The organism is Methylomonas koyamae (assembly GCF_019669905.1).
GTDB classification, from domain to species: Bacteria; Pseudomonadota; Gammaproteobacteria; order Methylococcales; family Methylomonadaceae; genus Methylomonas; species Methylomonas koyamae.
The window spans coordinates 1910373-1929190 of sequence record NZ_AP019777.1; the positions used below are offsets into that span (position 1 = coordinate 1910373).

Annotated in this window: 20 protein-coding genes; 13 read left to right on the plus strand and 7 right to left on the minus strand. The window is 57.6% G+C overall.

Translation table 11 applies throughout. The annotated features are described in order from the left end of the window. Positions 1–5 precede the first annotated feature (5 nt). The gene (gene ppc / locus MKFW12EY_RS09030) at positions 6–2804 is read right to left on the minus strand and encodes a phosphoenolpyruvate carboxylase (protein ID WP_054763017.1); all 2799 of its coding nucleotides are present in this window, start codon (positions 2802–2804) and stop codon (positions 6–8) included. A 108-nt stretch (positions 2805–2912) separates the two neighbouring features. Here ppc and MKFW12EY_RS09035 point away from each other — a divergent pair, with 108 nt between their 5' ends. From MKFW12EY_RS09035 to MKFW12EY_RS09095, 13 genes are all read left to right on the plus strand, one after another. Further along, the gene (locus MKFW12EY_RS09035; protein WP_082409905.1) at positions 2913–3875 is read left to right on the plus strand and encodes a LysR family transcriptional regulator; all 963 of its coding nucleotides are present in this window, start codon (positions 2913–2915) and stop codon (positions 3873–3875) included. A gap of 54 nt (positions 3876–3929) precedes the next feature. Further along, positions 3930–4733 (plus strand): prolipoprotein diacylglyceryl transferase, encoded by an 804-nt coding sequence (lgt, locus tag MKFW12EY_RS09040; protein ID WP_245006475.1) that lies wholly within the window; start codon positions 3930–3932, stop codon positions 4731–4733. Between the two features lie 69 nt (positions 4734–4802). Next, positions 4803–5900 (plus strand): peptide chain release factor 2, encoded by a 1098-nt coding sequence (gene prfB / locus MKFW12EY_RS09045; protein WP_221054398.1) that lies wholly within the window; start codon positions 4803–4805, stop codon positions 5898–5900. A 29-nt stretch (positions 5901–5929) separates the two neighbouring features. After that, the gene (locus MKFW12EY_RS09050) at positions 5930–6160 is read left to right on the plus strand and encodes a DUF433 domain-containing protein (RefSeq protein WP_054763018.1); all 231 of its coding nucleotides are present in this window, start codon (positions 5930–5932) and stop codon (positions 6158–6160) included. Next, complete coding sequence (locus MKFW12EY_RS09055) at positions 6157–6525, plus strand: DUF5615 family PIN-like protein (RefSeq protein ID WP_054763019.1); 369 nt, start codon at positions 6157–6159, stop codon at positions 6523–6525. The genes MKFW12EY_RS09050 and MKFW12EY_RS09055 overlap by 4 nt, the downstream gene beginning before the upstream one ends. 33 nt (positions 6526–6558) lie before the next feature. Then, entirely contained in the window at positions 6559–8055 is a 1497-nt protein-coding gene (gene lysS / locus MKFW12EY_RS09060) for a lysine--tRNA ligase (protein ID WP_221054399.1), read from the plus strand. A gap of 105 nt (positions 8056–8160) precedes the next feature. Continuing rightward, on the plus strand, positions 8161–8649 hold the full coding sequence (locus MKFW12EY_RS09065; RefSeq protein WP_221054400.1) for a flavin reductase family protein: 489 nt from the start codon (positions 8161–8163) through the stop codon (positions 8647–8649). A 202-nt stretch (positions 8650–8851) separates the two neighbouring features. After that, positions 8852–9070 (plus strand): Nif11-like leader peptide family natural product precursor, encoded by a 219-nt coding sequence (locus MKFW12EY_RS09070; RefSeq protein WP_054763020.1) that lies wholly within the window; start codon positions 8852–8854, stop codon positions 9068–9070. Positions 9071–9189: 119 nt separating this feature from the next. After that, positions 9190–10008, plus strand: a complete 819-nt coding sequence (gene folP / locus MKFW12EY_RS09075) for a dihydropteroate synthase (protein WP_054763021.1) — start codon at positions 9190–9192, stop codon at positions 10006–10008. Positions 10009–10085: 77 nt separating this feature from the next. Continuing rightward, positions 10086–10928, plus strand: a complete 843-nt coding sequence (locus MKFW12EY_RS09080) for a 1-aminocyclopropane-1-carboxylate deaminase/D-cysteine desulfhydrase (protein WP_245006476.1) — start codon at positions 10086–10088, stop codon at positions 10926–10928. Positions 10929–11060: 132 nt separating this feature from the next. Then, a complete protein-coding gene (locus MKFW12EY_RS09085) occupies positions 11061–12062 on the plus strand; it encodes a hypothetical protein (RefSeq protein ID WP_221054587.1) in 1002 nt (333 codons plus the stop codon). Continuing rightward, complete coding sequence (locus MKFW12EY_RS09090; RefSeq protein ID WP_054763022.1) at positions 12055–12603, plus strand: methylated-DNA--[protein]-cysteine S-methyltransferase; 549 nt, start codon at positions 12055–12057, stop codon at positions 12601–12603. The genes MKFW12EY_RS09085 and MKFW12EY_RS09090 overlap by 8 nt, the downstream gene beginning before the upstream one ends. A 161-nt stretch (positions 12604–12764) precedes the next feature. After that, entirely contained in the window at positions 12765–13862 is a 1098-nt protein-coding gene (locus MKFW12EY_RS09095) for an IS5 family transposase (protein WP_221053058.1), read from the plus strand. Here MKFW12EY_RS09095 and MKFW12EY_RS23010 read toward each other — a convergent pair. The 6 genes from MKFW12EY_RS23010 to MKFW12EY_RS09125 all read right to left on the minus strand — a co-directional run bounded on the left by MKFW12EY_RS23010 (position 13828) and on the right by MKFW12EY_RS09125 (position 18683). Continuing rightward, the gene (locus MKFW12EY_RS23010) at positions 13828–14196 is read right to left on the minus strand and encodes a cytidine/deoxycytidylate deaminase family protein (protein WP_245006478.1); all 369 of its coding nucleotides are present in this window, start codon (positions 14194–14196) and stop codon (positions 13828–13830) included. The genes MKFW12EY_RS09095 and MKFW12EY_RS23010 overlap by 35 nt on opposite strands. A 220-nt stretch (positions 14197–14416) precedes the next feature. Beyond that, entirely contained in the window at positions 14417–14623 is a 207-nt protein-coding gene (locus tag MKFW12EY_RS09105) for a dodecin (RefSeq protein WP_054763253.1), read from the minus strand. A gap of 17 nt (positions 14624–14640) precedes the next feature. Then, positions 14641–15252, minus strand: a complete 612-nt coding sequence (gene thiE / locus MKFW12EY_RS09110) for a thiamine phosphate synthase (RefSeq protein WP_221054401.1) — start codon at positions 15250–15252, stop codon at positions 14641–14643. Then, on the minus strand, positions 15249–16028 hold the full coding sequence (gene thiD / locus MKFW12EY_RS09115; protein WP_221054402.1) for a bifunctional hydroxymethylpyrimidine kinase/phosphomethylpyrimidine kinase: 780 nt from the start codon (positions 16026–16028) through the stop codon (positions 15249–15251). The genes thiE and thiD overlap by 4 nt, the downstream gene beginning before the upstream one ends. After that, positions 16025–17980, minus strand: coding sequence for a BRCT domain-containing protein (locus MKFW12EY_RS09120; protein WP_221054403.1), 1956 nt, complete (start codon positions 17978–17980; stop codon positions 16025–16027). The genes thiD and MKFW12EY_RS09120 overlap by 4 nt, the downstream gene beginning before the upstream one ends. A 181-nt stretch (positions 17981–18161) precedes the next feature. Next, positions 18162–18683, minus strand: coding sequence for a transcriptional repressor (locus tag MKFW12EY_RS09125; protein WP_054763252.1), 522 nt, complete (start codon positions 18681–18683; stop codon positions 18162–18164). Positions 18684–18818 lie beyond the last annotated feature (135 nt).

Sequence of the window (18818 nt, forward strand, 5' to 3'; positions counted from 1 at the left end):
TGTTCCTAACCGGTGTTGCGCATCCCGGCGGCAATGGCGTTGATGGTGCGCAGCAAGGGTTGCATGGCCGGGATGTCGCCGTCGTTCTCGTCGGCTTGGCGTACCGCCCGCAGCAGGTCGGCCTGCAAAAAGTTCAGGGGGCCGAGGTAGTCGTTGCGGCGGTTCAGCGACGCCGCCAGTTCCGGATTGTCGGCCAATAGCCTGTCGCTTTCGGCGATTTCCAGAATCCAGTCCACGCAGCGCCGGTGCTCGGCCGCAATCAAGCCGTGAATGCGCTTGCCGACTTCCGGATCGGCGCACAACGCAGCGTATTCGCGGGCGATGTCCATGTCCGACTTGCTCAACGCCATTTGCGCGTTGCTGAGCAGGTTGCGGAAGAACGGCCAGGTGCAGTATAGCTCGCGTAAGGTTTTCAGCCGCTCCGGCTTGCCGGCGCACCAGTTTTCCAAGCTGGAGCCGATGCCGTACCAGGCCGGGAAGGTCTGCCGGGATTGGGCCCAGGCGAAGACCCAGGCGATGGCCCGCACCGATTTTTTCGAGCGGTCTTGCTTTTTACGGTGCGACGGCCGGGAACCGATATTAAGCTGGCCGATTTCGGTGACCGGTGTGGTTTCGTAAAAATAGTCCAAAAAGCCGGGCGTATGCTCGGTCAATTGCCGGTAGCCGCGCTCACCGATTGCCGCCAATTCGCTCATGATCGTCAGCGCTTCCGGCTGGTCGGTTGCGACGGGCCGGACCAGGCTGACGCTGGCTTTCATCAGGCCGGTAATGCCCATCGTCAATTCGTAGACGGCGGTCTCCATGTTGTTGTAGCGGTAAAACAGCACTTCGCCCTGTTCGGTGAATTTGATTTGGCCGCGCACGGTGGCCGGCGGTTGCGCCAGAATCGCCTGATGGGTCGGCCCGCCGCCGCGGCCAACGGTACCGCCGCGGCCGTGGAACAAGCGGCAAGGAATGCCTTCGCTGTCGCTGATTTCCATGACCAGTTGTTGAGCCCGGTACAGGCCCCAGGCCGAGGCCAGAATGCCGCCGTCCTTGCAGGAATCCGAATAACCCAACATGACTTCCTGGCGGTGGCCGTAAGCCTGTTGCAAGGCGCGGTACACCGGCTGCGCCAGCAGGGTGCGCAAAACCGTGTCGATATGGCTCAAATCTTCGATAGTCTCGAATAATGGCGAGACGCCGACGTGGCAATACCAGCGCCCGCCGATGCGGCCGGCCAGGCCGGTTTGCGCGGCTAGCAGCAAGACCTCCATGATGTGGCTGGCCGAGTGGGTCATCGAAATGACGTAGCGGCTGAAGCAGTCGGCGCCGATTTCCCGGCGCATATCGGCCATCACTTGAAACACTTCCAGGGTTTCCCGGGTGGCCTCGCTCAACAACTGGTTGTCGTAGCTCAAGCTGCCGGGGGCCGAGATCGCTTCGCCCAATAACTGCAAGCGTTCGGACTCTGCCAGGGCCTGGTAGTCGATTTGCAGCGCCAGTGTAAAGATTTCCGCCACCGCGTCGCTGTGCCGGGTCGATTCCTGGCGCACGTCGAGCTGCATCAGATGAAAGCCGAAGGTCTCGACTAAGCGGATCAGATCCAGCAATTCCAGGTCCGCCACCGCTTGGTCGCCGTGGCTGATCAGGGATTCCCGGATCAAATGCAAATCGGCTAAAAACTGCGGGGCGCCGGCATAGGCGTGAATGTCGCCGGCGCCGGAGCTTTGTTCTATACGCTGTTCGACCCGGTTCAATGCCGCTTCCAACCGGTATTTCATCAGGCTGAGTTTGTGCCGGTACGGTTCCTGGCGGCAGCTACGCTCCAACGCAATGGCAACATCGCCCAGCAACTCGCGCTGGTGTTGCAGGCTTTGCAAAAAAGCGTCGGTGGGTCGGCACAAGCCGTAGGAGTAGGATAGTTGCTCGCGTAGCGCGGCTACCCGGGTGATGTAGGCTTGTAACACGGTACGGGTTTGCATGCGCAGTGCCAATGCGGTCGTTTCCGGTTTGACGTTGGGGTTGCCGTCGCGGTCGCCGCCGATCCAGGAACCGAACACGAGGAAATTGGGGATTTTGACTGCGGCGGCGTCGCTGCCGTAGACGTCGTGCAGGGCGCGCTGGAAATTGCGGTAAACCCGGGCGGTGGCTTCGAACAACGACAGCGGAAAGTAGTACAAACCGGCGTCGATTTCGTCGACTACGCCCATGCCGCGGGCGCGGACTTCGTCGGTCTTCCACAGCAATTGGATCTGGCCATGCAGCCGCTCCAGCACATCCGCCCGGAAATAGCCTTTCAGGCGCGGGTCGTCGAGTTTCTCGTGGCTGAGGAAGATGTTGCGCAACGCGCCGCGTACCGCCCGGCGCTTGGCTTCGGTCGGATGTGCGGTCATGACCGGCATGTAGCTCAGATTGTCGAGCAAACACTGCAACTGCTCCGCATCGACGCCGGCTTGGCGTAAGTTAAGCAGCGTATCGTGGAATGAGCCCGGCCAAAAATGCTTGTCGTTTTCCGCTAGACGCCGGCGCTGGTGCAGGTTGGCCGATTCTTCGGCGATGTTGAGCAGGCTGAAGAACATGCTGAAGGCGCGGATCACTTCGGTTTGCGCTTCGGGCGGCAGCTTGTTCAGCGTGTCGGACAACTGTCGGCGCCGGCTGGGAGTGTTGTCGCGCTGCAATGCGGCGAATTGGCGTTGCAATTGCTCGACCATGCCGGAGATGTTCGGGCCGGCTTCGGTTTTGAGCACTTGCGCCAGAATTTGTTTCAGCAAGCGGAAGTAGCTGCGCAGCGCTTTATCGTCGTAGGTCTGAGCGTTGGTCATGGGCGATCTCGGAAAAATTTGGCTTGACCAAAAGATAGGGCTTGTTAGAAAAATAGTAAAATCGGATAAATAAATTTATTTCATAGAAAATCCCGATGTAATAACGCCATGGATCGAATCAATTACCAGCATCTGTACTATTTTTGGGTCGTTGCCAAACACGGCAGCATCAGTGCCGCCTGCGAAGTATTGCATTTGGCCCAGCCCACTATCAGCGGCCAATTGGCGATTTTCGAACAGGCCGTGGGCTGCCAACTGTTCGTCAAGCAAGGCCGGAAATTGGTGCTGAGCGATACCGGCCGTGCGGTATTTCACTACGCGGAGGAGATATTCAGTCTGGGACGCGAGTTGACTCATATGCTGAAAGGCGGTGCCGGCCGCGGCATGCGTCTGAATTTGGGCATCAGCGATGCGTTGCCGAAATTGTTGTCGTACCGCTTGGTTGAGCCTTTGCTGCGTATGGCGGAGCCGGTGCAAATCCATTGCCTGGAAGACAAGACCGAGCGCTTGTTGGCGGAACTGGCCCTGCACGGTGTCGATCTGGTGTTGTGCGACGTGCCGGCCACGCCGGCCAGCGGCGCCCGAGTCTTCAACCACTTTCTGGGCGAGTCGCAGGTGGCGATTTTTGCCGCTCCGGCTTTGGCGGAACGTTACCGGCGCGATTTTCCGCGGTGTCTGAACGGTGCGCCGTTTCTGTTGCCGACCGCCAATACCGCATTGCGCCGCTCGTTGGACCAGTGGTTCGATGTCAATCAAATCAGCCCGATGGTGCAAGTCGAGGTCGAAGACAGCGGTTTGCTGAAAACCTTCGGCGCCGGCGGCAGCGGTTTGTTTTTCTCGCCGCTGGCGGTGGCGGAGGCGATCGAAAGCCAATACGGGGTAGCCATGCTGGGTATCGCCGACGGCGTGGTCGAGCGGTTTTATGCGGTGACCGTCCAGCGCCGGCTGAAACATCCTTTGGTCAATACGATTCTGGAACAAGCGCAAAAAGGCCTGTTTGGCTTATTGGGCAATGCCGCGCCCGCTTCGGAATTGTCGCTGTCGGCCGGGCCGGCTAAGCGCGGCGATTAGCTCGGTGGATTTGCCCCGGTTTTTGTAACCTAGTAACCTTTACCGATCTCAAACTTGCTCATTACCGTCATGGAACACTTGATCTGGAACATCGATCCGATTCTGGTCGATTTCGGTTTTTTAAAAATTCGCTGGTATGGATTGTTGTTTGCTTGCGGCTTCGTCGGCAGCTTTTTGACTATGCAATGGATTTACCAGCGCGAAGGCAAGAATGTCGAGGAGCTGGATAGCTTGCTGTGGTACATGGTGGTAGCCACCATCGTCGGCGCCCGGCTCGGGCACACGCTGATTTACGATCCGGGCTATTATCTGTCGCATCCGCTGAAAATCCTGGCGGTATGGGAAGGCGGCTTGGCCAGCCACGGCGCCACCCTGGGCATCATTTTGGCGTTGTACCTTTACCGGCGCAAATACGGCGATAGCTATTTCTGGCTGCTGGACCGGGTCAGCATTCCGACCGCGTTGGCCGGCGCTTTGATTCGGATCGGGAATTTTTTTAATTCCGAGATTTTGGGTATCCCGACTCAACATCCCTGGGGAGTGGTATTTTCCCGTATCGACCACTTGCCGCGCCATCCGGTGCAACTGTACGAGGCGTTTTGCTATTTGCTGGTTTATGCGGTGTCGCTGAGGATTTACACCCTGCGCGGCAACCAGCCCGGTTTCACGTTCGGCAGCTTTATTGCGATGTTGTTCAGCGTGCGCTTTGTGCTGGAGTATTTCAAAACCGAGCAAGCCATGTACGACAACGGCCTGGCTATCACTACCGGCCAGTTGTTGAGCGTACCTTTTGTACTGGCCGGAATCGCTTGTATCGTTTGGTCTTTCCGCACGCGGGAATCCAAACCGGCCGGCTAATCGTTTATAATTGCCTGTTTTTTATCTGCGCCGGGTTTTACGCCCGGCGTTTTGTTTGAGCATAGGTTCATGCAAGAAATTAATCCGATCAAATACAAGATTGCCGATCTGCGCGAGCGTAGCGCCGGGTTGAAGAACTATCTAGATTTCGACAGCAAAAGCGAACGTCTGGTGGAGGTCTTGCGCGAACTGGAAGACCCGGCAATCTGGAACAAACCGGAACAGGCGCAGGCGATGGGTAAGGAACGGGCGATGCTGGAAGGTATCGTCAATACCATCAAGGACCTGGAACAAGGCCTGAACGACGCCGAGGAATTGCTGGCGATGGCGGTCGAGGAGAACGACGAGGATACTGTCGATACCGTCGCCGCCGATTTGGAAGGCTACGAGAAACAGGTCGCCAATCTGGAATTCCAGCGCATGTTCGCCGGCGAGATGGACCCGAATAACGCCTTCTTGGACATTCAGGCCGGTTCCGGCGGCACCGAGGCTCAGGATTGGGCGTCGATGATCGAACGCATGTATTTGCGCTGGGGCGAAGCCAAGGGTTTTAAAACCGAGTTGATCGAAGAATCGCCGGGCGATGTGGCCGGCATCAAGAGCGCCACCATCAAATTCGAAGGCCCATATGCCTTTGGCTGGCTGCGAACCGAAACCGGTGTGCACCGCTTGGTGCGCAAATCGCCGTTCGATTCCGGTAACCGCCGTCACACCTCGTTTGCGTCGGTGTTTGTCTCGCCGGAAATCGACGACGATATCGAAATCGACATCAACCCGGCCGATTTGCGTATCGACGTCTACCGCGCCAGCGGCGCCGGCGGCCAGCACGTCAATAGAACGGAGTCGGCGGTGCGGATCACCCACGCCCCCAGCGGCATCGTCACCCAATGCCAAAGCGACCGCTCGCAGCACAAAAACAAAGACACGGCGATGAAGCAGCTCAAAGCCAAACTCTATGAGATGGAAATGCTGAAACGTAGCGAAGGCTTGCAGGCCATCGAAGACTCCAAGTCCGACATCGGCTGGGGCAGCCAGATTCGCTCCTACGTGCTGGACCAATCGCGGATCAAGGATCTGCGCACCAATGTCGAAACCGGCAATACCCAGGCGGTTTTGGACGGGGCACTGGATCAGTTTATTGAAGCTAGTTTGAAGAGCGGGTTGTAAAACGAACCTTACCTGAATCGGAGGGCGTGATGAAAAATTTTCAACGGATTACTTTCGACCCGAGTCTAATGGGGGGGAAACCTTGCATACGCAGCCTTAGGGTTACCGTTGGTACGGTGGTCGGTTTGGTTGCCAGCGGTTATTCGGTGCAGCAGATTCTCGATTTATACCCTTATTTAGAAGCTGACGATATCACCGAGGCGTTGCACTTTGCGGCTTGGAGAGCCGAAGAGATCGAATTGCCTTTGCACGCAGCGTGAAACTGTTGCTGGATATGAACCTGTCGCCGGCGTGGTTGCCAGTGTTAGTCGGCGCCGGTTTTGAAGTGCTGCATTGGTCAGAAATAGGCGCCGCAAATGCCGCTGATCACGTGTTGTTTGAATGGGCTCGTGAGAATGGCGCCGTGGTTTTTACCCATGATCTGGACTTCGGGACTTTGTTGGCGCTGACGGGTGCTGAATCGCCCAGTGTTTTTCAAATTCGCACTCAAAACATCGCACCGCAAGCGTTGGGACCGCGGGCAATCGAGTTGTTGTGCCGTTTTCATACTGAACTCGAGAACGGCGCTCTGGTTGTTGCCGACGAGTTACGCGAACGGGTGCGCTTGCTGCCGCTGGACCGATAGTTAATTTTTATTTTTGCTTTAGTTTTTAAGAACATGTCAGAACTCGAACACGACGAACAGGAACAAATTAGACAACGCCGGGAAAAACTGAATGCCATCCGCGAGGAAGGTATTGCGTTTCCGACCGATTTTCGACGTAACGTGGTGGCCGGTGAATTGCTCGCCGAATATGGCGATAAATCCGAAGAAGAATTACTGGCCGAACCAGTCCGTGTCAAGATCGCCGGGCGGATGATGACGCGCCGGATCATGGGCAAGGCCAGTTTCTGCCATTTACAAGACATGTCCGGGCAGATTCAGGTTTACGTGGCCCGCGACAACTTACCGGAAGGCGTTTACAACGACCAGTTCAAGAAATGGGACATCGGCGACATCCTCGGCGCCGAAGGCGTGCTGTTCAAAACCAAGGTTGGCGAGCTCAGCGTCAAGGTCGACGACATCCGGCTGTTAACCAAAGCCTTGCGGCCGTTGCCGGAAAAATTCCACGGCATCGCCGACCAGGAGATCAAATACCGCCAGCGTTATCTGGATTTGATCATGAGCGACGAGACGCGCAAGACCTTCGTAATGCGCTCGAAAATCGTCAATTACATTCGCGAGTTTCTGGTTCAACGCGACTTCTTGGAAGTCGAAACGCCGATGATGCAGGTCATTCCTGGCGGGGCGACGGCAAGGCCGTTCACGACCTTCCACAATGCGCTGGACATGGAACTGTATCTGCGCATCGCGCCGGAGCTTTATTTGAAACGCTTGGTGGTCGGCGGTTTCGAGCGGGTGTTCGAAATCAACCGCAACTTCCGCAACGAAGGCCTGTCGACCCGCCATAACCCCGAATTCACCATGATGGAGTTCTATCAAGCCTATGCCGAATACGGCGACTTGATGGACTTGACCGAAGCTTTGTTGCGCGGCATCGCCGAAGACATCGTCGGCAAAACCATCATCGAATACCAAGGCGAAACCTACGACTTCGGCAAACCATTCGAGCGCATGACGGTGCTGGAGTCGATTTTGCATTTCAATCCGGAATTGACGCTGGCCGATCTAAGCACTCGAGAAGCGGCGGTCAAGGTTGCCGAAAATCTGAAAATTCCGGTCAAGGACAGCTACGGCTTGGGCAAGGTGCAGATCGAGATTTTTGAAAAAACCGTCGAGCACCGCTTGATGAACCCAACCTTCATCACCGCCTATCCGGTTGAAGTGTCGCCGCTGGCGCGTCGCAACGACAACGATCCGCATGTCACCGACCGTTTCGAATTTTTCGTCGGCGGCCGTGAAATCGCCAATGGTTTCACCGAGTTGAACGATGCCGAAGATCAGGCAGAGCGCTTTAGAAAGCAAGTCGAGGACAAAGAAGCCGGCGACAACGAAGCCATGCATTACGACGCCGATTACATCACCGCGCTGGAGCACGGTATGCCGCCGACCGCCGGGGAGGGCATAGGCATCGACCGGCTGGTGATGCTGTTCACCAACTCGCCGAGCATACGCGACGTGCTGTTGTTCCCGCACATGCGGCCTAAAAATTGACGAAATAGTTGGCGTAATTCCGGCCACGGGCGTTCCGTTGCCGGGTTTGTGCCGCCACCAATCGCGAAACTGCACGAATCTTAATCTTACGGGAAGTGACTGATCATGGGTGTCGAAGCTAAACAATTCAAAGGTGCTCTGAAATTATGGGCCAGCGGGGTAACGGTGGTGACCACCCAAAGCCGCGAAAATCAGCCCAAGGGTATGACCGCGACCGCTTTCAGCAGCGTTTCGCTGGATCCGCCGCAAATTCTGGTGTGCCTGAACCAGGCCACCGATACCGGTGCCGCGTTGCTGGAGAGCCGGCACTTTGCAGTGAATATCCTGAGCGAAGCCCAAGAAGACGTTTCCAACCAGTTTGCCGGCAGCACCACGCAGGAGCAGCGGTTCGCGGCCGTACCTTGGCAAGCCGGGGAAAACGGTGCGCCGCTGTTGAGCGACGCGCTGGCGGCTCTGGAATGCCGGGTGGTGCAGCAAATCCAGGCCGGGAGCCATTGGGTGGTTATCGGCGAAGTCGACCGCGTCGTTTGCCGCGATGGCGATCCATTGTTGTATTACCACTCCGCGTATCGGCGCGTGGCCGCGGCAGATTAATTGGCGGGCGGTTTGCCGATTTGTCGTATTGTTGGGTTTACGACAAATTTACTAGAGTTTGTAAGGGAAAACGTTGAGCGCGGTTAGCGGGTCCCGTTAAATCGCCGCGAAAGCAGTGATATTTCCGATTTAATAACTGGCAGAAATTTTGCTTCCATGGAAATGGATTTCATCCATTTTCAGTAATACCACGGAGTGAACAATGTCAGTAAAGGTTATTAAAGAATTTTCCGAAAAAGCCAAAGTCGATCAGGACTTGAAAGAAAAGCTCAAGGCCTGCTTGAAAATCAAAGAATTGATTTTGTTGGGTAAAGAGTACGGCTTCGATATAGACGAAGTCTCTTTGTATCCGCCGAACGAACCGCAATTCGTCGAGGAGCAATTGTCGGAGAGACTGGTTAAAGCCTTGCTCAGAGCTTGATCCACCCGCCGCCTCGCTCGTTCCAGGGTGAGGCGGCAGTCTGCCGGTTCCATGCACCGGTCCCCTATATTCTCTCCGAGACGGTAAACTATCCGGCTGTCTTCGAAGAGAACCAAAGCATGTTCAACCTCAGCGATAAACCCCAATTGATGGGGATCCTCAATGTCACCCCCGATAGTTTTTCCGACGGCGGCAAGTTTTCCGGTCTGGCAGCAGCGGTGAGCCAAGCTGAGAGAATGATCGCCGAAGGTGCCGACATCATTGACGTCGGCGGCGAATCGACCCGGCCCGGTTCCGATCCGGTCGCGGCGGAAGAACAAATTCGCCGGGTGGTCCCGGCAATTACCGCAATTCGCCAACTCAATCCGACGGTACGAATCAGCATCGATACCATGTCCAGCCGGGTGGCCGCCGCCGCTCGCGATGCCGGTGCCGACATCGTCAACGACGTATCGGCCGGGCAGGCCGACAGCGATATGCTGGCTTTCGCCGCCCGTAGCGGCATGGCCATCGTTTTGATGCACATGCAAGGCGAGCCGAAAACCATGCAGGATCGCCCCTACTACGAGAACGTCGTCGAGGAGGTGGCGGCAGCGTTGCAGCAACGCATCGATGCGGCGTTGGATGCCGGAATTGCGCCGCAGAATATTGCCATCGACCCCGGCATCGGTTTCGGTAAACGCAAGCAGGACAATTTGCAATTGTTGGCGCATCTGCAGCGCTTCGTCGGCATGGGCTATCCGGTGCTGCTGGGCGCCAGCCGCAAGCGCTTCATGGGCAATATCTGCAATGTAGAACAGCCCGCCGAGTTAGTCACCGCCACTGCGGTAACCACAGCTTTGGGCGTGATGGCCGGGGTGCGGATGTTTAGAGTGCACGACGTAACCGCCAATCGCCAGGCCATCGACGTGGCCTGGGCGATCAAAACGGCGCAGTGAGCGGCCTGCATCCCAGGCTCCAAGCGTTTCAAACGCGATTGCAGCGGTCGCCGCTGGCCCGGATCGACGACCCGCTTGTGTCCGAACGCGGTATCTGGCTTTGGCTGAAGCGCGACGATTTGTTGCACCCCGTCGTATCCGGCAATAAATGGCGCAAACTTAAATACATCCTGAACGATGCGTTGCATCGCGGCGCCGATACCGTGCTCAGTATGGGCGGGGCCTACTCCAACCATTTGCACGCATTAGCCTTCGTTGGCCGCGCCTTAGGGTTAAATACGGTGGGCTATATTCGCGGCGAGCGGCCGGCCGAGCTGAACCCGACGCTGCTTGATTTGATCGCCTGGGGCATGGAGTTGCGCTTCGTATCGCGCCAAGACTACCGGCAGTTGCGCGGTTTTAAATCGTGCGACAGCTTGCCGGGTCTGAAATCGGGCCAATATTGGCTCGCGGAAGGCGGGGCAACGGCGTTGGCATTGCAGGGCGTCGCCGAATCGGCCGCCGAAATCGATGTCGCGTTCGATACCTTGGCGGTCGCCTGCGGCACCGGCACGACCTTGGCGGGTTTGATCGGCGCTGCGCCGGCAAGTACCCAATTGATCGGCGTCGCCGCGCTGAAAGGCGGCGGATTTCTTACCGAAGACATCGCGGCGTTGCTTAACCGCAGCGGCGGGGCGGACCGGGCCGTGTGGCGGGTGCTGACCGATTACCACTGCGGCGGCTTCGCCAAGACCACTCCGCAGTTGCTCGATTTCATCGCCGATTTTCAGCGCCGGCATATGATCGAGCTGGAGCCGGTCTACACCGGTAAATTACTGTATGCGCTATACGACCTGATCCGGAGCGGCTATTTTCCGGCCGGGCATTGCATCGTCGCCGTGCACACCGGCGGTTTGCAAGGCAAGCGTAGCGAGGCTTAACCGTCGGAAAAACAAAGCGTATTGAGTCGCGAGGCAAAATGGCGATAATAACGGCTGCCGAAAATAATAACGATAGGTGGCACCGTGGCGACAGTAATCCTGACCAAATCCCAACCCGACACCGCCCGGCCGATGGCGGTGTCTTTCCGTTTTTTGCTGAGTTTGTACGCCATCGTGCCGTTGAGTCTGGCCTTGGTTTGGCTGGACAGCGCCGGATTCGACCATGCCTTGCGCGAAGCCTTGCCGACCAGCCCCAGCCATTTCCTGTTGTTTCAGGTCTTGTTCGGCACGCCGCATATCGTCGCCAGCAATTTATTGCTGGCCAGCCACTCCGACTATCTGGCGGCCTACAAAGGCAAGTTAATCGCGATGACCGGGTTTATCGTGCTGTTTTTCGGGGTCGGCAGTTTGTTTATTCCGTACCGGGTGTTATATCTGATCAGCGCCTGTTGGACCGTTTACCACGTGTTGAAACAACAGCACGGCGTCGCCAAAGCGGTGTGCCGTTTGCCGAATTGGGCGTTTCATCTGCAATTGTGGCTCAGCGTTAGCGCCGGCATCTTTACCTATATCGGCATCTTCATGCACAACAGTCTGGAGCCGGAACAGGCGGCGCAGGTGTTACAGATCGCAGTGCTGTTGACCGCGGCTTTGTGCATTTCCACCTTTGTCTGCCAACGCTATGTGCCGAACCGCTTGGGCTGGTATTTTTTGTGGGCCAATACGTTGTTGGTGGTCGCCAGTTGTTATGTCTACAGCCAACAGTATTATTTTTTGGCTATTTTGATGCCGCGCCTGGTGCACGATATTACTGCCTACAGTTTTTACGTGACCCACGACGTCAACCGCCACGGCAATCGCCCCGAAAACGCCTTGTTCCGCTTGGCGGCAAGTTGTCGGATTCCGCCGGCGGTGGTGTTGCCGTTGTTATCGTTTCTGTTGACTTACCTGTTGCAGGCCTACGGCGACGATCTGGTGAATCTGCTACTGCAAACGCTGTTTGCCACCCAGGTTTACAAGGCCGTCACCTTGGGCCTGATCGGTTATCTGGCCTTGATGCATTACTACACCGAGGCTTTCGTCTGGACTGCCGGCTCGCCGTTGCGGCATTACATCCGGTTCAGCGGTGTCTGACACGCCTTCGAAACTCTTGCTTAACGGCGGCAGCATAGGCTATGCCGCCGGCAGTTGTTCTTTGGGCGCTGTCCTGGTCGCCGGCGGCGTAAACGGCGTTTGCGCCATTGCGCTGGGCGACGTTGCCGACAGCTTGGTCCACCAAGTGCGGTTGCGGTTTCGGGACGCGGAAATCGGCCGCAGCGATGCCGATTGTGCGGATTGGCTGCAGCAAACCATCGCTTTTATCGAACAGCCGGCAACGGAATTGGCCTTGCCCTTGGCGCTAAGCGGTACGCCGTTTCAACGGCGGGTGTGGCAGGTGTTACGCGAAATTCCGTTGGCTGCGACGCTAAGTTATAGCGCTATCGCCGGCCGTATCGGCGCGGAACGGTCGGCACGCGCGGTGGCTGCGGCTTGTGCGGCCAATACGCTGGCGTTGGCGGTGCCTTGCCACCGGGCGGTTCGCAGCGACGGCAAACTGGCCGGATACCGCTGGGGGCTCGAGCGCAAAGCCGAATTGCTGAAACGCGAACGCGAGGCCTTGGCCGCCGGCCAATAAGCGCGGCTCAGACGCCGATGTCTTCGTTCCAGAGTTTCGAGGCGGGCGGCGATGAAATTGCGCATTAACAGGCTGGTGAAAAACTCCCAAAGCTGCAGTCATCAAGGCGCATAGCCTCAGCAAACAAGTAAAATAGCGCATCTAAATTGGAGAAGCCCCCCATGCGCGGACACGATGCCATTCAAAATAGCTGGTTCAGCTACGTTAGCCTGGAAGACCGTATTCCCAAACAGCATCCGTTGCGTCGTTTACGGCTACTCGTCGATGGCGTATTGGCCTCTATGGATGCGGTCTTTGCCGAATGCTACTCCCATACTGGCCGCCCGTCGATTGCGCCCGAAAAACTGCTGCGCGCCTTGCTATTGCAAGTGCTGTACACCGTTCGTAGCGAACGCCAGTTGATGGAACAGCTGGACTACAACCTGCTGTTTCGCTGGTTTGTCGGTTTGGGTATCGACGATGCTGTCTGGGAACGCAGCGTGTTCAGCGCCAACCGCGAGCGCCTGCTGTCCGAAGCACTGAGTCGCGAGTTTTTTGAGCGGGTCTTGGCCATTGCCGAATGGCAAAACCTGGTGTCCGACGAACACTTCAGTGTCGACGGCAGCCTGATCGAAGCCTGGGCCTCGCACAAAAGCTTCGTGAAGAAAGACGGCAGCGGTCCTGATAAACCCGCCGGCCGCAATCCCGAGGTCGACTTCAGCGGCGAAAAGCGCAGCAATGCCACGCATCAGAGCACGACAGACCCCGAAGCGCGGCTTTACAAGAAAGGCGAATACACCGAGGCCAAACTGCGTTACATCACCCATGCCCTATCCGAGAATCGTAACGGCCTGATTGTCGATGTCGAAACCACCCAAGCCACCGGCACCGCTGAAATCGAAGCCGCGCAAACAATGATCAAACGCCGTGTTCCCAAAGGCGGCAGCGTCGGTGCCGACAAAGGCTATGACCAACCGGCGTTCGTCAACAAACTCAAGACGCAAGACATCAAAGCCCATGTTGCTCGCAAAAAGACCGGCAGTGCCGTCGATGGCCGCACCGCGCGCGGCAAAGCGTACGCTCAAAGCCTCAAGCGCCGCAAAATCGTCGAAGAAGCCTTCGGCTGGATCAAGACCGTCGGGGGCCTGCGTAAAACCCGCCACATCGGCTTAGCCAAAGTCGCAGGTCAGGCCTTGTTTTGCTTTGCCGCCTACAACCTGACGCGCTTGCTCAACCTATTGGTGTTCACGCCGAAACCGGCGTGGAGTGCGCCCACCTAGGGCGAAGTGCGCCTGAAAACCGTCCACAGACGGCTTCAGGCGAATAAAAAGCCCTTGAAACAGGGGCAAAACGGTTGAAACTCGATGTCATGACCGATTTCAACACGAAAAAATCACGGAAACCGTGGGTAAGGGGAAATATCAGTGGGTTTTTCACCAGCCTGTTAAATCGACGCCGCTGGTCTTGGGCTATTTCCAGCGTTACGCAGCGTTGGCGCAGTAATTGTTCTTCGCCGACGAAGGTTTGGTTTTCGCCGATGACGACGCGCGGGATGCCGTATAGCAAAATGGCGCGGCTGCAGATCGGGCAAGGCGACCAGGTGGTGTAGAGCATGTCGCGCTAGACCTGAGCCGGCAAGCGGCCGGCATTTTCCAGCGCATCCATTTCGCCGTGCAGAACCGCGCTGCCGTGTTGTACCCGGCGGTTATGGCCTCAGCCTATGATGCGCGGTCCCGGTAAACCAGCACCGAGCCGATCTGAATGCCGCCTTTCGCTAAACCCGCTTCGGCTTCGGCGATGACCGCTTGGAGAAAAACATCCATCGCCGCCGGATTCAGTCGAGCGTGTAACCGACTTTGATTGTCACCTGCCAGTGGGCGATTTTGCCGTCGGCGATATGGCCGCGGGTTTCGATCACTTCGAACCAGCGCATATTGGCCACTGATTCGCCGGCTTTGGCTACGGCGTTTTCCACCGCATTCTCAATGCTGACAGTGGACGAACCGGTCAATTCGATTTTTTGGTAAACATGGTCTGGCATGGCGGCCTCCGCAAAAATTAAAACAATGCCCGGAAACGGCGCGCGGCCTCGAACGGATCGCCGTCGAATACGCCGCCGATGACGGCCAATAAGTCTGCACCGGCAGCCAATAACTGTCCAGCGTTTTCCGGCAAAATACCGCCGATGGCGACGATAGGCACCGGCAAGCTGCGCTTGGCTTCACGTAGCGTGCCGATTTCGGCCGGCGCCGCCAACGGTTTGGAACCGGACGGAAAAAACCGGCCGAAGGCGACGTAATCGGCGCCGGCCGCGACGGCTGCGGTCGCTCTGGCGATATCGTTGTAACAGGACACGCCGATGATCGCGTCGGCCCCCAGCTTTGCTCGGGCTGCCGCGATGTTGCCGTCGTCGCGGCCCAAATGCACGCCGTCGGCGCCGACCGCCAGCGCCAGCTCGACGCTGTCGTTGATAATCAGCGGGACATGGTAACTGCGGCACAGTCGTAACAGGCGGCCGGCTAAGCCTTCGCCATCCACGGCCTGTTTGTCGCGGTATTGCACCAGCACCGCGCCGCCCTTTAACGCCGCTTCGACTTCGGCGATGACTTGTTCTGCGGTTTTGCCTTCGGGTTGGGTGATCGCGTACAGGCCGCGGCGGGGAAGTTTCATGATTCCACCCAAAAAAAACGTTCCGGATTATGCTGGCCGCGGCCGGGTCGGTAGGCGGCTGCGAGGCTTTGCCACGTGTAGTCTTGCGCCTCGCTGATCGCGCTGAACGGGTCCAGGCCTTGCGCCAGTAACGCGGCGATTGCGCTGGCCAACGTGCAACCGGAGCCGTGGTAGCTGTGAGGCAGCCGTTCCCAATTGAAGGTTTCGTTAACGCCGTCGGCCAGGTACAGGCGGTTGTGTACCAATTCCGAGTCTTCGTCGGCTCCGGTGATCAAGACGTACTCCGCGCCGCTGTGTCGCAGCGCTTTGCCGCAGGCGTCGAGGTCGGCCAGCCCGGTCAGGCGGCGGGCTTCGTTGGCGTTAGGCGTTAATACCGTGGCTAGCGGCAATAGCCGGTTATTGATGGCATCGATCAAACCCTGGCCGGCCAAATCGCTGCCGCCGCCGGCGGCCAGCACCGGGTCCAATACCACTGGAATTCGCGGACAGCTTTGCAATACGTCGGCAATCGCCTCGGCCAGTTCCGCCGAGCCGATCAAGCCGATTTTGATGGCCGCGACCTGCATATCGGCCAGCACGGTTTGCGCTTGGCTGGTCAAGTCCGCCGCCCGCTGCGGCAACAGTTTTTTGACGTTGCGGCTGTCTTGTTCGGTCAGCGCCGTGATCACACCGGCGGCATGGCAGTGGTGGCTGGCGATGGTTTCGATGTCGGCTTGAATCCCGGCGCCGCCGCTCGGGTCGTGGCCGGAAAAACATAATACGACCGGCCGGCTCATTGCCCGTCTCCGTGCAGCAAGGCCAGAAATTCCGTCTCGCTGATCACCGTCACGCCTTTTTCGCGCGCGGTGTTGGTCTTATTGGCGCCGACGTTGTCGCCGGCTACCAGGTAGTCGGTTTTGGCCGATACCGAACTGCCGACTTTGGCGCCCTTGGCTTTGGCTTGTTTGCTGAGCTCGTCGCGGCTGCCGCTGTGCAGCGTGCCGGTAAATACCAGGGTTTTGCCGGCCAACGGGTGAGCGTTTTCGTCCGGTTGAGCCTGGCTGGCCTGCAGGTTAAAACCCAGCGCCATCAACTGATCGAACAAGGGTTTGATGTTGGCGAAGCCTTCGGCAATCACCGCGGCGGTTTTCTCGGCAAAGCCTTCGATCGCGACAATGTCCGTTTCGCTGAGTTGGAAAATGTTTTGCAACGGATGGTGGGCCAGCAAACGTTCGCAATTGCCCAAGCCCATCCGAAATACGCCGAACGCGGCCAGAAAGCGCCAGTCTTCGACTGCTTCCCGCCGGCTGCGCAATAATTGGTCGACCAGGTTTTGCGATTGTTTCGGGCCGAAGCCCATGTTTTCGAATTGCTCGGCATCGAGAGCGTAAATTTGATCGACGCGGCGGATACCGTGTTCGTAGAGGCGTTTGATCGTCGCAGCGCCGAAGCCGTCGTTGTTTTTCAATACTCTGAAAAAGTGCTCCATGCTGTTGCTGATTTGCGCCGGACAAGCCAGGTTGTTTGGGCAAAGCAGATAGTCGTTATCCCATATCAAAGCATGGCCGCAACTGGGGCAGGCCTCGGGGATGTCCGGTTCGGCCGGATTGATTACGGCCTCGATTTTCGGAATTACCTCGCCGGAGCGCGCCAAGCGGATCAGTGCGCCGGGTCCGATGCCTTTGTCGACCACCATCTTGTAATGGTGGGCCGTAGCCCGCGACAGCAGCGCGCCGCTGAGGCGGGTCGGTTCCAGTTCGGCGACCGGCGTGATCCGGCCCGAGCGCGAAGTTTGCGGTACGACCTGCAGAATTTTGACTTCGGCCGTTTCCAGATTTTCCTTGTAAGCCAACTGCCAGCGATGGTGGTGGCGGGTGGCGCCGAGATAGGTTTTCAATTCCTCGTCGGCAATTTCCAGTATCACGCCGTCGACGTCGTAGTCGACTTTATGCCAGATGGTTTTGACGTGGCCTTCGAAGTCGGCGATCAATTCGGCCCAAGAGCCGGTCCAGGCAGGCAGCAATGCAAACGGATAAAACACCGCAGCATGGTCCTCAATGGCTTGTTGCGCGTGTTCGTCCAGTTCTTTTTCCTTGATGACGCTGGCTTGAAAATTCCGCGGGTTGTCGAAAAAGTCGGCCAGATTGCGGTCGAAATAACTGCGGCTGACTACGATTTCGCCGGCGCCCAGCCCGCGTCGGCCTTGGTTGGCGACCTGCAAGCCGCGTTCGAACACGCGGCTGATGTCCTGGCCTTTGCGGCCGTCGCCGCGGGTATACAGCATCCGGCCGTCGTCGTAGGCGGCGTAGCCGTCCAACTTCGGCGTGATCTTGAATTGCAGGTCGGCAAAGTTCTTGCCCAGTTCCTCGGCCGCTTTCTCGATGCGTGCCGCCCAGCGTTCCACTTCGTCGCGGCTGTAAGCCTTGTCGGTGGACAGCATCATGACCGGCAGGTCGACGGTTTTGCCGGCGAAAGCCGGCTCCGGTTCCACCTCGTGCAACAAAGGATGGTCGGGCTGGCGTTTTTTTAATTCGGCCAGAAAGATGAAATCGTAGTCGCTGTCGCTGATGGCCGGCTCGCCGCCGCGGTAGAGGGCGTTAGCGATTTTCAGAAAGGCGACCAGTTCGCCGTCGCCGGCCGATTCGATTTGTTGCGGATGGCGGCACAGCTCGCAAAAGCGGTGTTCGCCGATGTCCTGCAACACGGCTCCGGCTTGGCGGAGCAGATGTGTTTGGCTGTCGCTGAGCATGCGGGGAGGATTCGGATTAGGATAGGCCGGCGATTATAGGGGGATCGTCGGGCAAAAAAAAGGCGGGAGAGGTAAACTCGCCCGCCGAGTATCTATCTTTCAAGAGGATCATGTCGACGGTAGGAAATCGTTCGACACGGCTATAGTTTAGGGGATTGCCGCTGATAAGCATTGACCTGGATCAATGTTTGTCGGCTTTTTCCGACGCTGCGGCAGAAACAGATTTACAGGATCGGCATAGGCCATGGATTTCGATGGTTTTGCGTTGCGGGACGAAGCCGGCATCGCTTAATTCCGTGCCGAGCGCGCTCAATACGGCGGGGGCGGCGCGTTCTTCGACGGTATGGCAGGCGGTACAGATCAGCAATAGCTGGTCGTGCTGGGTGCCGGAGCAATGGCAGCCGACGAAAGCGTTCAGGCTTTCCACCCGGTGAATCAGTCCTTGCTCCAGCAAAAAATCCAGCGCCCGGTATACCGTCGACGGTTTGGCGGCATCGTTGACCGGACGGATTTGGTCGAGCAAATCGTAAGCTTTGACGGCTTTATGGCTGTTCCAGATCAACTCCAGAATTTTATGGCGGATCGGCGTCAACTGTACGCCGCGTGACAAGCAAAGCTGTTCCGCTACACTTATCGCATTTCGAATACACAGGTTGTGGTCGTGTTCCGGATGGCTGATACGCTCGGGTTCTGATTCGGTCATTTGCGGGAAGAGTGATAAGGTTCATTCATTTGGCGGTGCGGCTTGTTTATAGTGCCAGCATCATCAGGCCATTTCAATTCATATCGAAGTTGTCTGCTGCTATGATGTGGTGGCGTTCGCCCGGGCGCCATAGTA

Coding starts and splice junctions, on each gene's coding strand:
- MKFW12EY_RS09070 (WP_054763020.1), top strand. CDS start 8,852: ATGTCAGTAAAGGTTATTAAAGAATTTTCCGAAAAAGCCAAAGTCGAT.
- prfB (WP_221054398.1), top strand. CDS start 4,803: ATGCAAGAAATTAATCCGATCAAATACAAGATTGCCGATCTGCGCGAG.
- MKFW12EY_RS09125 (WP_054763252.1), bottom strand. CDS start 18,683: ATGACCGAATCAGAACCCGAGCGTATCAGCCATCCGGAACACGACCAC.
- MKFW12EY_RS09120 (WP_221054403.1), bottom strand. CDS start 17,980: ATGCTCAGCGACAGCCAAACACATCTGCTCCGCCAAGCCGGAGCCGTG.
- lysS (WP_221054399.1), top strand. CDS start 6,559: ATGTCAGAACTCGAACACGACGAACAGGAACAAATTAGACAACGCCGG.
- thiE (WP_221054401.1), bottom strand. CDS start 15,252: ATGAAACTTCCCCGCCGCGGCCTGTACGCGATCACCCAACCCGAAGGC.
- MKFW12EY_RS09095 (WP_221053058.1), top strand. CDS start 12,765: ATGCGCGGACACGATGCCATTCAAAATAGCTGGTTCAGCTACGTTAGC.
- MKFW12EY_RS09035 (WP_082409905.1), top strand. CDS start 2,913: ATGGATCGAATCAATTACCAGCATCTGTACTATTTTTGGGTCGTTGCC.
- MKFW12EY_RS09105 (WP_054763253.1), bottom strand. CDS start 14,623: ATGCCAGACCATGTTTACCAAAAAATCGAATTGACCGGTTCGTCCACT.
- MKFW12EY_RS23010 (WP_245006478.1), bottom strand. CDS start 14,196: ATGCTCTACACCACCTGGTCGCCTTGCCCGATCTGCAGCCGCGCCATT.
- ppc (WP_054763017.1), bottom strand. CDS start 2,804: ATGACCAACGCTCAGACCTACGACGATAAAGCGCTGCGCAGCTACTTC.
- MKFW12EY_RS09050 (WP_054763018.1), top strand. CDS start 5,930: ATGAAAAATTTTCAACGGATTACTTTCGACCCGAGTCTAATGGGGGGG.
- thiD (WP_221054402.1), bottom strand. CDS start 16,028: ATGAGCCGGCCGGTCGTATTATGTTTTTCCGGCCACGACCCGAGCGGC.
- folP (WP_054763021.1), top strand. CDS start 9,190: ATGTTCAACCTCAGCGATAAACCCCAATTGATGGGGATCCTCAATGTC.
- MKFW12EY_RS09065 (WP_221054400.1), top strand. CDS start 8,161: ATGGGTGTCGAAGCTAAACAATTCAAAGGTGCTCTGAAATTATGGGCC.
- MKFW12EY_RS09085 (WP_221054587.1), top strand. CDS start 11,061: ATGGCGGTGTCTTTCCGTTTTTTGCTGAGTTTGTACGCCATCGTGCCG.